The sequence below is a fragment of the Falsochrobactrum tianjinense genome (assembly GCF_019100495.1).
GTDB lineage: Bacteria > Pseudomonadota > Alphaproteobacteria > Rhizobiales > Rhizobiaceae > Brucella > Brucella tianjinense.
This window is the reverse complement of sequence record NZ_JAHRVA010000001.1, coordinates 824,372-839,045: the sequence shown is the minus strand read 5'-3', so window position 1 is coordinate 839,045 and position 14,674 is coordinate 824,372. Positions and strand designations below refer to the sequence as shown.

Here is a 14,674-nt window from a genome sequence, read left to right as displayed (position 1 = left end):
CAGGGGCAATTCGCCGCAAAGAGGATCAGGTCAGCGGCGTCCAGCTTCCGTCGGGATTGCGGCAGGCGGTCCCGCGCATTGTCTGCGGCACGCCGGAAATAGAGAATGTGTGCGTATATTGGCGGCAGTTCTGCGAACCCACCTGATAGGGTTGCGCCGCCATCACGTCGCCGGAGGCCGAGCCGCTGCTCCACGAAATCGCTTTACCCGCAGGGGAATATTCGAGCGTGCGATATTCTGCCTCAAGCGCCTTGCGGCGATCGTCCTCGCTCAACTGGCTGGCCGCATTGCCCAACAGCCCACTGCCCAATGGCTCAAGCAGGTTCGGCTGTGTCGATGATGATGAAGAAAATTTTCCAAGAGACGCCAGACCTGTTCCCTTGCCGCTGCCAACCGTTCCGCAACCTGCAAGGGCAAGCGCCATAAAAACAACCAGAAGCGAGGGAGAGAGTCTCGATACCATCGTCATAATAAACCGGCCTTTTAAAATAATGTGTGCATATTATCGCATCACACATCTATTGTTCTAATCTTCTGGTTCGCCTCTTGGCAAAGTCAAACATCAATTTTCGGCGTCAATCTTCAGTCAGGGGCAAGACGACGCGCACCTGAAGCCCGCCAAGCTGGCTTTTACCAAGATGCAGGCTACCGCCATATTCACGAACCGTATCCTGCACGATCGCCAGTCCGAGCCCCGTTCCGGGCTTCGTTTCATCGACGCGGCTGCCCCGCTTCAATGCTTCGTCGATCCTGCCGGGCGCCAGTCCGGGCCCATCATCTTCGATCAGGATTTCAAACTGATGCTGCCCACCCTGCGGTTTTTCCAGCCCCATACGCAAAACGATATTCACACGCCTGCGGCCCCATTTTCCTGCGTTCTCAAGCAAATTACCAATAATTTCTTCAAGGTCTTCCTTCTCGCCCGCGAAAACCGCACCCGGCGCGTGGTTACGAAATTGTATCTCGAACGTCGGATTGAGCTTCGCCGTTACCCGTTGCATACGCTCAAGAACCGGCGTCACCAATGTGCGGAACACCACACTGTCGCGCTGGGCGGCGATGCGCGCGCGCTGGAGATAATGCTGGATCTGCACCTGCATGGCCTCGCTCTGCTCACGCACGATGCGTCCATGCTCTCCGCCCATCGCGCGTGCCTCGTTCACCAGTACAGACAGCGGCGTCTTGAGCGAATGTGCGAGATTGCCGACCTGCGTCCGCGACCGCTCGACGATGCGGCGATTGTTTTCGATAAGCGCATTCATTTCGCGCGCCAAAGGCGCAATCTCCAGCGGCAGCGCGGTATCGAGCCGGGGCGAGCGCCCCTCGCGTATATCGCCAAGCGCCCGGCGCACCTTGTCGAGCGGACGCAGGCCAAACAGGATCACCGCTGCATTTATCAAAATGCTGCCAAGGGCAAATATAGCCAGGTAGAGCGCGAGCCGCGTTATGAAATCCGAAACCTCCGCAAGGACTTCGGTGAGATTACCCATGACGCGGAAGCGTGCAACACGGTTATCATTGTCGAGCACGACTTCCGTTTCCACGACGTAGAGTTTCTCGCCATTCAGGCCGGGGAGCGTATAGCTACGCATGAAGGAGCTATCGAAGGGAACCTGCGTCACCGGAATTTCCGGCACTTTACGCCCCAGCAAGGACGGAGATTGCAACTGGCCGCGGGTATTCGGCGTCACCGGTTCGACTGACCAGTACCAGCCGGAAAGCGGACGGGAATAACGCAGTTCCCCCAGTTCGGGACGCCCCTGAAGCAGACCATCGCCCGAGATACTGACAGAACCGACGAGGCTGAACAGATGCGCCGTCAGAAGCCGCTCGAAATTGCTGCGCGCAGCGTCACCATACAGCGTGCTGATGAAGGTGGCCACGACCACCAGCGCCAGAATGACCCAGAGCGTCGAAAGCGTAACGACGCGTATTGCAAGAGAACGCAGCGGTGGGAAAATGCGAAGAAGCTTCAGTTCCCGCTCCCTTTCATCTCGGCCTGCTCGTCCGAGCGGATGCGATAGCCCATGCCGCGCACGGTTTCGATCAGATCGACACCCATCTTCTTGCGCAGCCGTCCGACGAAAACTTCGATTGTATTGGAATCGCGGTCGAAATCCTGATCATAGAGATGCTCGACCAGCTCGGTTCGCGAGACGACCTCGTCCATATGATGCATCAGATAGGAGAGCAGGCGGTATTCATGTGAGGTCAGCTTGAGTGCGACGCCATCGACGCTTGCTTTCGATGTCTTGGTGTCGAGATTCAGCGGCCCGCAGACCAGTTCCGATGAAGCATGACCCGCCGCGCGGCGGATCAGCGCGCGCAGGCGCGCCAGCACTTCCTCGATATGGAAAGGCTTGGCGACATAATCATCAGCACCGGCATCGATACCGGCCACCTTGTCGCTCCAGCGGTCGCGCGCCGTCAGCATGAGAACGGGCATCGTGCGCCCGCTGCGCCTCCAGCGCTCGACGACGCTGATACCATCCATTTGCGGAAGACCTATATCGAGGACAACCGCATCATAGGGTTCGGTATCGCCCAGATAATGACCTTCTTCACCATCAAAAGCACTGTCCACGACATAGCCAGCCGCAACCATCGCATCCGAAAGCTGCCGGTTCAGGTCCTTGTCATCTTCAACAATCAGGATACGCAAGCCAAGACTTCCCCTTGCAAAGGCGCTTACTGAGCCGGAACCGCGACTTCGACGCGTCGCGGACGCTCGCCATCGCGACCGGGTACGAGCACGACAATGATACACATGGGCTTGCCGTTCTGCGTCGTCGGCGTGGCCTTGGCCAGTTGCCCGCCCTGCGAGGCGGCCACCCGTTGGCCCACTGCCGCGCAATCGCCAGCGGCAGCGATCAGAAGACTGGACTTCTGCGGCGCGCCCATCGGCAAGGCACCGGCATCAACCGGCAACAAGCCAATGCTGACCGCGAGAAGCGCGAAAAATTTGAGAGCAGCGTTCTGTTTCATCATGCAGCCTTATATAGCGCCTCACAGCTGAACAATGCATGAACGATACACTCTGCTTTCAGGCACAAAGGATTTTTTTGACTCGCCGAACTTCTCCGGCCCGAACAAGGGCCGGAACCGTCCGGAGTTATTTAAGTATGATCTTATCAATATCTTTCAACATTGCACGATCATGCCACTTTTCAAAACCTCACTATCACGATTTGTAATATTATGAAATGCGCGAAGTTGCGCCGACACGGCCCAACACCGTCACAAGACCGGCCATCGCTGTGGCAAGTTGCAGCAGCGTTTCGGTCAGAAGGCCCTGATCCAGCACACCGCTTCCCAGACCGAACGCGCCTGCAAGTGGGAGGGTCAAGGCGACCAGACCTGCCCAGACCGTGCGCGAGAGATACCATGGTTTATTGTCAATCATAAATTTCCTTTCTGAGTTTTACATACCGCCCATAAGATTGAGAGTTGCAAAATCGCCTGCGCCGGTTTTTGCGCCCAGCATGGCGACACGAAACAGAAAATCATCTGTTCCCACATCGCCAAGCCGCTGGGCGCTGTTATAAAGCCAGGTAGATTCGGACAATTGTTCGCTTCGCACGCGTTGCCCCGCCTGCCATATTTCGACAAGATAGGCCTCGCGTTCCTCTCCGAGCGGAATATCTTCGCCAAGCCAGCTGTCCGCATCGATGCGACCGCGCCTGATCCAGCTGAACGCCAGATCGCCATTGGCACGGCGATCCGCTTTCACATGGACCGGACTTAGAGGACGCAATGCCCGCAGACCGCCGCTCTGACGAACCGTAGCGAAGAATTCATCGGAAAAAACCTTCCCCGCCGTGCCAATCCGCCAGTTGATATCCAGCCCCAGTTCAGCGGGTTGCAGTCCGATAGATGTCACCGCGCCATCCAGCAGAATGAACGGCGTCTCGACCGGCTTTTCGACCCGGCTGGCTGGCTCCGTACCAAGCTGGCCGCGCAGCAACCTGCCAAGCTGCCACTGGTTGAGCCCGACTTCCTCGGCATCGAGAAACTGGAAAACTTCCCAATCCCCATCCGGCGATTGCAGCAAAGCCGTATTGGCTCCGTTGAGAATTTGCGCCAGCGGACGCGATTGCAACTCGCCCGCATAGAGCGCCACTTCCACATATTGCCCGTCGATAAGACGACCGCTCGGAGCACCTGCAAGCGGAGCAAGCAATTCGCCCATCACTGCACGCTCGCCAATCAGGGCGCGTTCGGCAAAGCCGTCATCTGCTGGCGACGCATAGACCGCAACCCCGCGCCATGGCCTTGCATGGCAGGCAATGCGGAATTGGCCGACGGGATATTCCGCACCCGGCCAGAGCGGCAGATCGAGCAAATGAAAGATCGGCTTCATATCCGAAACCGGGCCTCCGGGCGGCAGACGCGGCGTCTCGCCCCGGTCCGCGAAGACGATGTTGGGGGCCAGCGCCACAGCTCTTACCGCGCGGACCTCTGCGTCTTCGAGCGCTGTCACCACATAATCGCGTCCGCCGCCCAGAATGTCGAGACGAACACGATCTCCGACATGAAGAGCCGCCTGCGACCAGGGCAAGGCAAAACTGGCCGTGCGGCGTTGTGCATAGCGGCGCGCCATCCAGCCTTGCGCAAGAGCCGCTGCCTGCCCCGGCTCCATCGCTCCCGACAGGCTCAGGCTTTCCGTTCCCTGCCCCTCATCGCGCTGCGCCGTTGCGCCCACGACCTGAAAGTCGCGCAGCGGATCATGGCAGTAAAACTCCGCCACGGCGGGAAGTTCGTTCTGATCATCGAGCACCGAAGTCAGGGCATCCCCGTCCTGCGGCTCCACCAGCGCCGCCTGAAGGTCCAGCACCGGAGCGGCGCGCGCTATGTTTTCAAATACGAAGCGCCCGGCCTGCTCGAAACCATGAACGCCGAATATGTCCAGGAGCGGCTCCAGCACGCCGCGCGCCGTTGCCGATTCCGATATGACAAAGCCGGTCAGATGGCCCTCTGCCCCGGAACAATCCGCCTGCGGCAATCCGAAATCATTGAGAATGGCCGCGATCAGTTCATCCAGCGCAACCCCGCTGATCCGCCCATTGAGCCAGTGGCCCAATCGCCAGTTGGCCGTGTCGCCCCATATATCACCCCGAAGCGGGAATTCTGGAAACGGTCTCGTATCCCATGACCACAGATAGATGCGGTCCATATCGAGCATCGGCCCGCCATAGACCGGCGATACAGGATTGTTTTGCGGCCAGTAATGGTAGTGAGCGCGCAAAAACCGATCCATGGCGATATCGGCGCGCGACCCGTTGGAAAAATAAGGCGTAGCATTTTCCGATGATTTCGGATCGGGAAAGACGTTGGGCTGGTTCGGCCCCTTGTCCACGGCAGGGCATCCAAGTTCGGTGAACCAGAACGGTTTGGATTGCGGCACCCAGCCGGTGGGCTGCGCCGCTTCCCTGCCATCGATCCTGTTATAATGGCGATTGCTCCACCATGCCCGAATATCCTTATAGCGATAGACCCATGGCTTGCCCGCCATGCCATCGGTAATCGGCCTGCGGATACGCGCGGCGCGATCCTCCGAGCTTGCATAATACCAGTCGAAACCTTCGCCCGCCTCTATATTGGCGATCAGGCCATCCAGATCATAGGGGCTTTCAAACCCATCGGGATTGCCGCCGTCAAGGTCCGCATCGCGCCAATCGGCCAGCGGCATATAGTTGTCGATGCCGATGGCGTCGATTGCCGGATGCGACCAGAGCGGGTCGAGATTGAAGAACAGATCACCGCTGCCGTCCTGCGCCTGATAACCGAAATATTCCGACCAGTCCGCGCCATAGCTGATGCGGCAGGCAGCACCAAGTTTGGTGCGCATCTCGGCGGCAAGCGCACAGAGATGCGTCACGAATGGAAAGCTCTCGCGGCTGTCACGTATGTGGGTCAGCCCCCGCAGTTCCGACCCCAGCAGAAAGGCGTCGACGCCGCCAGCCTGCAAGGCCAGATTGGCGCAGTGATTCAGAAAACGCCGATAACCCCATGCTCCATTGACGAAAGCTTCGACCTGTCCTCCCGCTTCCGCCGTCTTGTCCGGCGATCCCGCGACCTCGGCGGCAGGATGACAGGTGATGCGCCCGCGCCATGGATAGACCGATTGCCCGATGCCGCCATAGGGCGACGGCAGCGCGTTGCCAGCGGGAATATCCATCATGATGAAAGGATATAAGGTCACCTGCAAGCCGCGCGCCTTCGCATCGCGAATGGCATCGATAACACTCTGGTCGGAGGGTGTGCCGCCATAGGCTGCGCCCTCGCCGCTTTTTGAAATCACATGCGCCTGCGCGCGCGTGACGTTTTCCACCGTCCAGAGCTTGCTTGGCCTGCGCGCCGAGGCATCGGTGACGCCGGGGCGGATGCGGCACTCGCCCGCGCGCAGATCGTCGCCGAACCATGGCAGCACAATAGCCACATGGCGCAGCCCCGGACAAAGCGCCTGCAATTCGTCCATGGCGACGCTCCAGTCGCTGCGACCGCGTGTGGCATTGCGATTGACCCAGCGTTGCATTCCCCAGAAGGGCTGGTCGCTGACCGGATCTGGCGAGAGGCCGAATTCGGTCGAGCCGGGTATAAGGGCGATGGCGCGCACATCGCGCGCCAGTTTTCCGACCGGGCGCATGACCTCGAACTGGAATTGCGGCAGACGATTGCCATAGGCGTCGAGCGGGATGCGATCGAACACGACATAGGCGGTGCCGCGATAGGCAGGAGCATTGCCGGTGCCCTGCTTGGCTTCGATCAGCGGATCGGGCTGCTGCGCCTGCGTGCCCCGATAGATGCGCATATCGATCCCCGTGAGGTCAAGCTCCTGCCCATCGGCCCAGACGCGGCGAATGCCTGCGATTTCGCCTTCGCAAATCGCATACGCAGCATTGCCGAAATAGCTGTAGCTGGTCACTTTGGGACCGCCCTTGCCGCCTTGCCGCTCCGTGGTTTTCTTCTCCTCGAAACGCGTGGCCCAGATGAGCGTGCCCGACAGTCGCGCCGTGCCGTAGACGAAAGGCAGGCTGGCACCTTCTTCGGCGGTCGCTACACGACCGCTATTGAGCCGCGCGCCTTCCATATGGCGGGTGGAATTGATGATTGCGGTATCGACGGCATAGCCGCCCATCGCGCCCAGCCCAGCGCCGATGGCCGCACCCACGGGACCGAAAATGCCGCCAACGGCAGCACCAACCGCTTGCAGAACTATTGTCGCCATTTCTATGGTTTCCGTTCGGGAAAAATGAAAATTCCGGCAATGCGCGCGCGCCATTGCGGCACCAGCGCCGAGGCCATCACACTATGCCCCTCATAGGCATGGATGAAACGGTTCTCACGCACCATGATACCAAGATGCTTGGCCGCGAGGCCGGGTCGCCAGCGAAATACCAGCAGATCGCCCCGCTGCGGTTCGAGGCCATCGCGCTCGCCCATATGCCGGCGGGCCGCTTCGAGCAATGGATCGCCGGCTGCTGCTTCCGCCCAGTCGGGCGCATAGGCACCGGGATTTTCCGGCTCCACCCCATAGAGCGAACGCCAGACGCCGCGCACCAGCCCAAGGCAATCGCAACTGACACCACGTCGCGACGCACCGTGACGGTATGGCGTGCCGAGCCAGCATTCGGTCTCGGCAATGACAGTTTCCGCGATCATCATGGAACCAGTGCACTCCCGTCATATTCATTCTCGCTGTTGACATAGGCAAAGGCCGCATCATTGCCCGGCAGATGCGGATAGCCGCGAAAATTGCTGCCATTGCCAAATTTGGCTTTGCAAGTCGCAAAGCTCTTGTCGCATCCAGCGACAATGCGAAAACCGTCACCCACGCCAACCGGCATTAGGGGCGGTTCACGTAAATGCAGTTCACCGCCTTCATGGCCTGCCACGCGTATGGAACGGCCAGCATTGGCACCCGTTTCCCAGGAGAGAGTGCCTTGCCTAAACCATCCGCCTGCAAAGCCGCCAAGCCCGGCAACCGTCAGAGCCGCACCTTCGGCCCGGATCACCGAGCCATGGGCGAAAAAACGCGGATCGCCAAGATTCACACCGCAGCGCCCGTCACCGAGCTTCGCATCGCACTGACGCTGGATGCGGCGTCCGCGTATGGCATCAAATGCTGCTGCTGCACCCTTGAGTTCCATGACAAAGCGGCTGCCCGAACGGCTGATCGTACCCGCCGTCCAACGCCGAAGCATCATATGCTGCTGAGGATTTTTCCAATTGACCAGATAGGTTTCGATGGTCGCACCATCATAGCGCCCCTGCTCGATATCGGTGTCGCTGATGCGGGTGGAAGACAGCACTCCTTCCACTTCGCCACCGGCGATGGAAAGGCCGAGCGCGGTCGTCGCCTCGCTGCTGTTGAGGCCCGTCAACGGCTCACAGGAAACAGCTTGCAAAACCAGCGCCCTGTCATGATCGGTAAAGCCGAGGACGAGTTGATCGGAGCGTCTTATAAGCCAGGCAAAGCAATGGGTTGTCACTTCGCTTTGCAGATGTGATTCAAGTGCCGCCGGAACCGGGATCATGCCTTCACCTCGACAATCGGAATAGAGGGAATTTCACCCGCTTGAAACGAGGCGATGCTGGCCATCAACCGATCCGTGTCGAAACGAACCGCCACGTCGAAAAGAAAGCCTGCCGTCACCAGCGCGTTATTGGCGGGCGTATATTCAGGCTGAAAAGCAACCACCCCCGTTGCGCTGTCAACGCTGAAGGCTTCGCCTTCAGCCAGACGTACGCCGTCGACGGCAATGACGACCGATCCGCCCACCGGTCGCCGGATCGGACGGTCATAGGCTTCATTGCGTTTGATAAGCTGGAAATGCCGGTTCGCCCCATCGCCCGTACCGATCGGCTGATCGAAGGGTGACGGCGCGGCAGTACTCAAGGCCGATGAAAAATCGAACGGATCGCGGAACCGAAACGCATGAAGCGAGCCGCGCCGCGCCTCAAAAAACGCCAGCACGGCCTTGAGATCATCAAGCGAGCGCAGGCCGGTTCCGGCATCGAAATGCCTGCGCGAATGCGCCCAGCGCGCATTGCGCTTTTCCATGCCGGAAGTAAGCGTGACGATTTCATTGCGCCATTCCGGCCCGCCGGTTGCGCCGAAAGAAACGCCCAGCGGAAACCGGACATCATGAAAGACTTCCATTACATCCTCCTCGCACCGCGACGCACCGCACCCGCCAGCATGGTGGAAAGCTGCGCCTGAGATTTTCTGAAAGACGAGGCGTCGGGCGATGTCATGTTGAAGACCACCTGAACCGGCTTGCCGCCTGCACCACCGCTCGCCACACCCAGCCGTCCGTCCGCGCCGCGCGCCAGCGGCAGGATGGCTTCCGCCCCCGCCTCACCGGTCAGGCCCAGCGAACCATTGCCCATGCCAAAGTAGGTGGGGCTCGATACGACTCCGCCCTTGGCGAACGGTATGATGCCGCGCATACCGGCCAATGCGCCCGACATCAGCGACGAGCCGAGATTCTGGAGCGGCTGAAGGCCCGCCGAAAGGGCCGAACCGGCCAGACTGGTCGCCAGACCGCGCAGAACGTCTTCCAGTCCCTTGCCGGACAGTATGGCGCTTTTGAATGCTGTGGTCAGGCTGGAACCGAAGCTCGACGAGCGCTTTTCAAGGTCGGTCAAGGCACGGTCGAATGCGCTCGTATCCGCCTCAACGGAAACGCGCATTGTTTCATCTGTCATGTAAAATCACCTGTCGGGAAAAGCGTGCATCAGCGCATCGAGCGTCGCGCGCGTGGGCGCATTCGCCGCGCGCGGCAAAGGCCCGATTGCGGCAGCGAATTCGCGCAGGGTCAGCGCCCAGAAGTTTTGGGAAGAAAGCCGCAGCAGACCCAACCCCGCCCGCATGACCTCATCCCATGGAAAGGGTTCGGGCCATGGGAAAGGTTCGGGCGAAGATTGTGATTCAACTGCGGCACTCAAGGGTTTGGCGCGGAATCGCTTTCTGCCTTTTCAGCGCTTCCGAAAGTAGCTGTCAGAAGCGCCGAAACCAGACGCGCAAAACCGGCAGCGCCGCCATCCGCGCGCATTTCGGCAACATCCTCATAGCCTACATTATGACCGCCGCCGCGCAGGCCGGCGCAGATGATGCGCTGCATATCGTGGGCGGAAAGCCTACCCGTGGAAAAGCGTGCAATCAGATCGGAAAGATTGTCCGCCTCAAAAGCCGCCTCCAGTTCCGCCAGCGCACCCAGCGTCAGGCATAGGGTCCAGTCACGACCATCAAGTTTTGCCGCAACCTCGCCACGATGTCGATTGACCATCATAGTGCTTCTCCAAAAGCAATCAGCCCGGCTGATTCCAGCGCGATTTCAAAGGTCACTTCCGCATCGTGATTGCCGCCATATTCCAGCGCTACGATCTGGAACAGTCCGGTTATGGTGCCGAAATCCGGCAGGACAATCTGCCAGTCCCTGATCTCGCCATTGAAGAAAAGGCTGCGCATCAGCTTGTCCGATGCCGCATCCTTGAAAATGCCCGAGCCGCTGACAGAGGCGCGCTGAACGCCGCTGCCCGAAAGCAATTGCCGCCAGCGGCCTGCTGCGTCTGCATCGGTCACATCGACTGTTTCCGCATTGAAGGCGATGCGTTTGGTGCGCAGACCCGCGCAGGTTTCAAACAGGTTTTCCCCCTGCGCGATTTTCAGCAAGATATCCTTGCCGCGTTGAGCTGCCATTGTAAGTTCCTATCAGTAAACTGCTTCCGTCACCGCGCGATATCGCATGGTGCCCAGATAGCTGCCAAGACCATCGGTGTTGCGCGCCAGAACTTCCGTGAGCATCAGATTGACCAGACGATACCCATCCAGACTGAGCATCCCATCTGCGAGCCGCGTGGCGATGTGTGCGGCGATGTCGAGCACGCGCTTGCGTCCGGCTTCGCGCGCCCAGATCTGGATGTTGAGAAAGTGCTCACCGCCCGGTTCGCTCGCGGTACTCCAGTCGCGACTGAGCGTCTCGCCCAGCGTGATATAGGGGAACGGCGTTTTCGGCGGAACACGGTCATAGACACGTTCCCCGCCAAGCGTTTCAATCAGTTCGCCGTCATTCCTGAGAGCCTCAAACAGGGCCTTCTGCAATGCTGCTGCGCCGCTCGTCATATCGTTCCCCGCTTGTTTCCTTGATTTCGCTGCTGCCGGGCCTGCGTCCAAGCGCCAGATCCTCGCGCACGGCAAGCTGCCGGAAGCGCAGGGCGCGCACGAGGCCGTCGAAGGTGAGTTTCATGGCAATGTTCATCGCCCCTCCTCCACGGCCAGACAGATGAGATAGCGCCCGCTCTCGTCAGGATCGTGCACCGAACGCAGCGCAAAGACACGACCGCCCCTGCGCAAGCGCTTGTCCGAGGAGATGTCATCGCAAAAACGCACCAGTATGCGGTGTGTCACTTCCGGGCGCGGCCTTGTCCCGAAATCGCGCTGCGCAGTGGATACAGGCTCGATACGTCCCCAGACAGTGGCGACTTCGGACCATGTTTCCTCATAGCCGCCCATGCCATCCCCAACCGGAAGCATGGCTTCGAGGGCCAGTTCGGAAGTGAGCTGGCCCGGATCGATAAAGAGCATATTGTTCATAAGGAAATCCGCCGCCAGCCATCGACCATCTGGCCGACCATCGGAGGAAAGGACGTGGGTGCGCTCTTGGCATTCACGCCCGCGCGCGATTCATAGAGATGAGCGGTCAGGCTCAATATGGCCTGTTTGAGCGTGTCGGGCACATCGGCGCCTGTTTCGCCGAATCCGGCAAGAAAATCGACCTCAAGCCCGGTGAAAGAACGTGCATCAGGATATTGCGCCATATAGACACGCTGCGGCCTGCGGTCGTGCTGGAGAACGAATTCCTCCGGCGAGAAGCTGATGGCGGTTCCATCGGGCTGATAGGCGACAACAGCTGTCACCGCCTTCACCGGATAGCGAAACAGGGCCAGGCGGCCCGAACGCGGCCAGCGATCGACCCGCAGACGCCAGGTCTGGTCGATCAGCGCAAGGCCCGTTTCAGCCTCGACAAGCTCGCGCGCCGTCCTGAGCAGCCGTTCGAGAATATCATCTTCGCTCTGGGTGGAAATTCGCAAAAATGCGCGTGCATCGGCAATCGTCACCGGTTCCGTTACCGGTGGCGTGACAAGAAACATTGTCATTGGCTTTCCCCTATAAATAACTATCAAATCAGAGAGTTACGCATGGCACCCCATAAACAGATTCAACCCGATCAAAAGCGGAATCTAGCTGCCAAATCCGGCAGGGGATGGTGAAACGACCTGAGAAAATTGACAGCCAGACCGCTGTCATTTTCATCAGGCAGAGAACTTCAGAAGCTTGATCGCATCGAAATCCTGAACGCCGCCGCCAACGCGCTTGGTAGTGTAGAACAGCACATAAGGCTTGGCGGAATACGGATCCCGCAACACGCGAATGCCAATACGGTCAACGACGAGATAGCCGCGTTCAAAGTCGCCGAAAGCAATCGGCGTGGCGGCTGCGTCGATATCGGGCATATGCTCCGCCTCGACCAGGCCGAAACCCATGAGCGAGGCCTTTTCACCGACAGCAGCCGGGGGCTGCCAGAGATAATTGCCATCGGCATCCTTGAGCTTGCGCAATACGCTTTGCGTCTTGCGGTTCATGACGAAATTGGCGTTCTGGCGATAACCAGCCTTGAGCGCATAGATCAGCTCGATCAGCTTGTCGGACGGATCTTCCGCAGGCAGCGCGCCTTCAGTACCCGTTGCGATATGGCCGAGCTTGCCCCATTCCCAGGCTCCGTCTTCCACCGTGTCATAATGAAGGAAGCCGGTCGGCTTATTCTCACCATTACCGGTGATGAAGGCGGCGCTTTCCTGTTCGGCAAAAGCAGCTTCCACCTCATCGGCAATCCATTGCTCGACATTGATCGCCCCATCATCGAGAAGTGACGAGGTTGCCGCTGGCATGGCGTAGATTTCCATGGTCGGGAACTGCAATTCTGCAAGCTTCGCCGAAGCCGTCTGCGGACGCGCATCGGTTTCGCCTACCCAGCCCACGGCAGGGCCGCTGACCGAAAACGGCTTTTTGAGCACAGCGCCCGAGACCTGACGCACGCTGGAAATGCCGCGGATGGGTGAGAGAACACCAAGCCTGCGACCGATTTCGGTTTCCAGTTCCGCCGGAACCAGATAGCCGCCATCGGGGCCGGATGCATAGGAATGCGCCTTCTGCTCGACCCCGCGCAGCGCCTGTTCGTCGCCTCGACGCACATAAAAGTCGAAAGCCTGCTTGTGCTCGATATTGGCAACCGCACCGCCCGCACCCAGCGGCGGGCGCGCGTTCTTGAGCGCATACTGGTCGAGCGCCTGTTTCTGCTCATCCAGCGCGCGGTTGATACGATCAACCTTGTCGCGCAACAGCACGTCCGTATCGGCGCTTTTCTCAACCTTCTTCAGACGCTCATCATTGGCTTCGCGGAAAGCGGAAAATGCCGTCATGAACTCGTCGAAAGCTTCTGATACATCACCATCGTGGCCTGAACTGGAGCCAAGCGCCTTGGTTTCCACGCTCTTGGTTTCGAGCGGGATTGCATGATTTTTCTGCATATTCATCCTGTTATTTCGAGTTAGGGATCATAAGTCTGCAAGCATCGCGCATACGCCGCGCAAGCCCTGCTTCGTCCTGCCAGATGGCGTCCCGCCCTTTCCGGCCCTGATGAGCTGCCAGCGCCGCATAGCCTTTGGCTATGACGGTGCGCGCAGCGCCACGGCTCAGCCCCGCATCCCGCGTGAGCCAGCGTTCAAATTGTCTGATCGTGGGCAATTGTGCCTTGACCGTGCTGACGCGCGCCTGCGGCAGCATCGGAAATGTAACCACCGAGATTTCCCACAGGTCCGCCTCAAGGATATGGCGCAGGCCGGTGCGCGCATCCTTGCGCGCCCTCACTGTGCGAAAGCCGATGGAAAGCCCGTCAAGACCGCCACTGCGCATGAGTTCGAGCGCTTCGCGAGCGCGCGCCACGCCCTTGGCCAGCCTGCCCTCGACGTAAAGCCCACGCGCATCCTCGCGAATAGCGGTCCATATGCCGATGGGCTCAGTGGCATCATGCTGCCACAGCATACGCACGCCGGAAGCCTTGCGTTCACGCAGCGCCCGCGCAAACGCGCCGGGTTCGATCACGTCATTGCCAAGATCGGGCAGGCCGAAAACGCTGGCATAGCCGCCGAAACTACCGTCGATTTCCACCTCATCCAAGGCAAGGGGAGCGCGTTTGGTTTCGAGCCTGAAATCAGGTTTTGCCATTCTTGTTCCTTTCGGATGGCGGCATTCCCGGCAAGATTGCGGGCAGAGGCGCATCTTTCGCCCGGTCGGTAAAGCGCTTGAAAATGCCCAGTGCCGACCAGGCCGCAAAGCTTGCCGCAGCCGATCCCATCAGCATGAGTTCGGCGCGCCCCAGCGATTCAGAAAGCGCCAGCGATTGCGCGATTTTCACGCCCGCCGCGCCGCCAAACACCATGCCGCAGATGATGCCCACGGCGAAGCGGATCGCCGCTTCGCGCTTGCCGTGCGGCAGCATATAGGCGAGCGAAACAGCAGATCCGGCCACCGCGCCCGCAATTTTGGAAAACCATATCCAGGCGGCATCGGAAGCGAAAACCGCATCATTCCAGTTGCTCATCTTAAGCT

General features: G+C 59.6%; 20 protein-coding genes. All 20 read right to left on the bottom strand.

Features of this window, described 5'->3' with window-relative positions:
* Window positions 1-25 precede the first annotated feature (25 nt).
* The gene (locus KUG47_RS03985; RefSeq protein ID WP_217676626.1) at window positions 26-469 is read right to left on the bottom strand and encodes a hypothetical protein; all 444 of its coding nucleotides are present in this window, start codon (window positions 467-469) and stop codon (window positions 26-28) included.
* A gap of 106 nt (window positions 470-575) precedes the next feature.
* Complete coding sequence (locus KUG47_RS03980; protein ID WP_217676977.1) at window positions 576-1,898, bottom strand: ATP-binding protein; 1,323 nt, start codon at window positions 1,896-1,898, stop codon at window positions 576-578.
* A 74-nt stretch (window positions 1,899-1,972) separates the two neighbouring features.
* Complete coding sequence (locus KUG47_RS03975; protein ID WP_217676625.1) at window positions 1,973-2,662, bottom strand: response regulator transcription factor; 690 nt, start codon at window positions 2,660-2,662, stop codon at window positions 1,973-1,975.
* Window positions 2,663-2,688: 26 nt separating this feature from the next.
* A complete protein-coding gene (locus tag KUG47_RS03970; RefSeq protein ID WP_217676976.1) occupies window positions 2,689-2,985 on the bottom strand; it encodes a hypothetical protein in 297 nt (98 codons plus the stop codon).
* A 211-nt stretch (window positions 2,986-3,196) separates the two neighbouring features.
* The gene (locus KUG47_RS03965; RefSeq protein ID WP_217676624.1) at window positions 3,197-3,403 is read right to left on the bottom strand and encodes a hypothetical protein; all 207 of its coding nucleotides are present in this window, start codon (window positions 3,401-3,403) and stop codon (window positions 3,197-3,199) included.
* Between the two features lie 18 nt (window positions 3,404-3,421).
* Window positions 3,422-7,228, bottom strand: a complete 3,807-nt coding sequence (locus tag KUG47_RS03960; protein ID WP_217676623.1) for a baseplate multidomain protein megatron — start codon at window positions 7,226-7,228, stop codon at window positions 3,422-3,424.
* Window positions 7,229-7,230: 2 nt separating this feature from the next.
* Complete coding sequence (locus KUG47_RS03955; RefSeq protein WP_217676622.1) at window positions 7,231-7,665, bottom strand: NlpC/P60 family protein; 435 nt, start codon at window positions 7,663-7,665, stop codon at window positions 7,231-7,233.
* Window positions 7,662-8,537, bottom strand: coding sequence for a DUF2163 domain-containing protein (locus KUG47_RS03950; RefSeq protein ID WP_217676621.1), 876 nt, complete (start codon window positions 8,535-8,537; stop codon window positions 7,662-7,664). The genes KUG47_RS03955 and KUG47_RS03950 overlap by 4 nt, the downstream gene beginning before the upstream one ends.
* On the bottom strand, window positions 8,534-9,163 hold the full coding sequence (locus tag KUG47_RS03945; protein WP_217676620.1) for a DUF2460 domain-containing protein: 630 nt from the start codon (window positions 9,161-9,163) through the stop codon (window positions 8,534-8,536). Before KUG47_RS03945 ends, KUG47_RS03950 begins: the two co-directional genes overlap by 4 nt.
* Window positions 9,163-9,711 carry a phage tail tape measure protein gene (locus KUG47_RS03940; RefSeq protein WP_217676619.1) on the bottom strand — a complete coding sequence of 183 codons (549 nt, stop codon included), beginning with the start codon at window positions 9,709-9,711 and terminating at the stop codon, window positions 9,163-9,165. Before KUG47_RS03940 ends, KUG47_RS03945 begins: the two co-directional genes overlap by 1 nt.
* A 6-nt stretch (window positions 9,712-9,717) precedes the next feature.
* Complete coding sequence (locus tag KUG47_RS03935) at window positions 9,718-9,951, bottom strand: rcc01693 family protein (protein ID WP_217676618.1); 234 nt, start codon at window positions 9,949-9,951, stop codon at window positions 9,718-9,720.
* The gene (locus KUG47_RS03930) at window positions 9,948-10,295 is read right to left on the bottom strand and encodes a gene transfer agent family protein (protein WP_254799264.1); all 348 of its coding nucleotides are present in this window, start codon (window positions 10,293-10,295) and stop codon (window positions 9,948-9,950) included. Before KUG47_RS03930 ends, KUG47_RS03935 begins: the two co-directional genes overlap by 4 nt.
* Entirely contained in the window at window positions 10,292-10,705 is a 414-nt protein-coding gene (locus tag KUG47_RS03925; protein ID WP_217676617.1) for a phage major tail protein, TP901-1 family, read from the bottom strand. The genes KUG47_RS03930 and KUG47_RS03925 overlap by 4 nt, the downstream gene beginning before the upstream one ends.
* A gap of 12 nt (window positions 10,706-10,717) precedes the next feature.
* Entirely contained in the window at window positions 10,718-11,128 is a 411-nt protein-coding gene (locus KUG47_RS03920) for a DUF3168 domain-containing protein (protein WP_217676616.1), read from the bottom strand.
* Window positions 11,088-11,264 (bottom strand): hypothetical protein, encoded by a 177-nt coding sequence (locus KUG47_RS03915; RefSeq protein WP_217676615.1) that lies wholly within the window; start codon window positions 11,262-11,264, stop codon window positions 11,088-11,090. The genes KUG47_RS03920 and KUG47_RS03915 overlap by 41 nt, the downstream gene beginning before the upstream one ends.
* Window positions 11,261-11,599 carry a phage head closure protein gene (locus tag KUG47_RS03910; protein ID WP_217676614.1) on the bottom strand — a complete coding sequence of 113 codons (339 nt, stop codon included), beginning with the start codon at window positions 11,597-11,599 and terminating at the stop codon, window positions 11,261-11,263. The genes KUG47_RS03915 and KUG47_RS03910 overlap by 4 nt, the downstream gene beginning before the upstream one ends.
* On the bottom strand, window positions 11,596-12,162 hold the full coding sequence (locus KUG47_RS03905; protein WP_217676613.1) for a head-tail connector protein: 567 nt from the start codon (window positions 12,160-12,162) through the stop codon (window positions 11,596-11,598). The genes KUG47_RS03910 and KUG47_RS03905 overlap by 4 nt, the downstream gene beginning before the upstream one ends.
* 156 nt (window positions 12,163-12,318) lie before the next feature.
* Window positions 12,319-13,593, bottom strand: a complete 1,275-nt coding sequence (locus KUG47_RS03900; protein ID WP_217676612.1) for a phage major capsid protein — start codon at window positions 13,591-13,593, stop codon at window positions 12,319-12,321.
* A gap of 10 nt (window positions 13,594-13,603) precedes the next feature.
* Window positions 13,604-14,290 (bottom strand): HK97 family phage prohead protease, encoded by a 687-nt coding sequence (locus tag KUG47_RS03895; RefSeq protein WP_217676611.1) that lies wholly within the window; start codon window positions 14,288-14,290, stop codon window positions 13,604-13,606.
* On the bottom strand, window positions 14,277-14,666 hold the full coding sequence (locus KUG47_RS03890) for a DUF6107 family protein (RefSeq protein ID WP_217676610.1): 390 nt from the start codon (window positions 14,664-14,666) through the stop codon (window positions 14,277-14,279). Before KUG47_RS03890 ends, KUG47_RS03895 begins: the two co-directional genes overlap by 14 nt.
* Window positions 14,667-14,674 lie beyond the last annotated feature (8 nt).

Excerpts from the sequence above, each read along its gene's own strand:
- KUG47_RS03985 (WP_217676626.1), bottom strand. The coding sequence starts at position 469 with ATGACGATGGTATCGAGACTCTCTCCCTCGCTTCTGGTTGTTTTTATG.
- KUG47_RS03970 (WP_217676976.1), bottom strand. The coding sequence starts at position 2,985 with ATGAAACAGAACGCTGCTCTCAAATTTTTCGCGCTTCTCGCGGTCAGC.
- KUG47_RS03965 (WP_217676624.1), bottom strand. The coding sequence starts at position 3,403 with ATGATTGACAATAAACCATGGTATCTCTCGCGCACGGTCTGGGCAGGT.
- KUG47_RS03960 (WP_217676623.1), bottom strand. The coding sequence starts at position 7,228 with ATGGCGACAATAGTTCTGCAAGCGGTTGGTGCTGCCGTTGGCGGCATT.
- KUG47_RS03955 (WP_217676622.1), bottom strand. The coding sequence starts at position 7,665 with ATGATGATCGCGGAAACTGTCATTGCCGAGACCGAATGCTGGCTCGGC.
- KUG47_RS03950 (WP_217676621.1), bottom strand. The coding sequence starts at position 8,537 with ATGATCCCGGTTCCGGCGGCACTTGAATCACATCTGCAAAGCGAAGTG.
- KUG47_RS03945 (WP_217676620.1), bottom strand. The coding sequence starts at position 9,163 with ATGGAAGTCTTTCATGATGTCCGGTTTCCGCTGGGCGTTTCTTTCGGC.
- KUG47_RS03940 (WP_217676619.1), bottom strand. The coding sequence starts at position 9,711 with ATGACAGATGAAACAATGCGCGTTTCCGTTGAGGCGGATACGAGCGCA.
- KUG47_RS03930 (WP_254799264.1), bottom strand. The coding sequence starts at position 10,295 with ATGATGGTCAATCGACATCGTGGCGAGGTTGCGGCAAAACTTGATGGT.
- KUG47_RS03925 (WP_217676617.1), bottom strand. The coding sequence starts at position 10,705 with ATGGCAGCTCAACGCGGCAAGGATATCTTGCTGAAAATCGCGCAGGGG.
- KUG47_RS03920 (WP_217676616.1), bottom strand. The coding sequence starts at position 11,128 with ATGACGAGCGGCGCAGCAGCATTGCAGAAGGCCCTGTTTGAGGCTCTC.
- KUG47_RS03915 (WP_217676615.1), bottom strand. The coding sequence starts at position 11,264 with ATGAACATTGCCATGAAACTCACCTTCGACGGCCTCGTGCGCGCCCTG.
- KUG47_RS03910 (WP_217676614.1), bottom strand. The coding sequence starts at position 11,599 with ATGAACAATATGCTCTTTATCGATCCGGGCCAGCTCACTTCCGAACTG.
- KUG47_RS03905 (WP_217676613.1), bottom strand. The coding sequence starts at position 12,162 with ATGACAATGTTTCTTGTCACGCCACCGGTAACGGAACCGGTGACGATT.
- KUG47_RS03900 (WP_217676612.1), bottom strand. The coding sequence starts at position 13,593 with ATGCAGAAAAATCATGCAATCCCGCTCGAAACCAAGAGCGTGGAAACC.
- KUG47_RS03895 (WP_217676611.1), bottom strand. The coding sequence starts at position 14,290 with ATGGCAAAACCTGATTTCAGGCTCGAAACCAAACGCGCTCCCCTTGCC.
- KUG47_RS03890 (WP_217676610.1), bottom strand. The coding sequence starts at position 14,666 with ATGAGCAACTGGAATGATGCGGTTTTCGCTTCCGATGCCGCCTGGATA.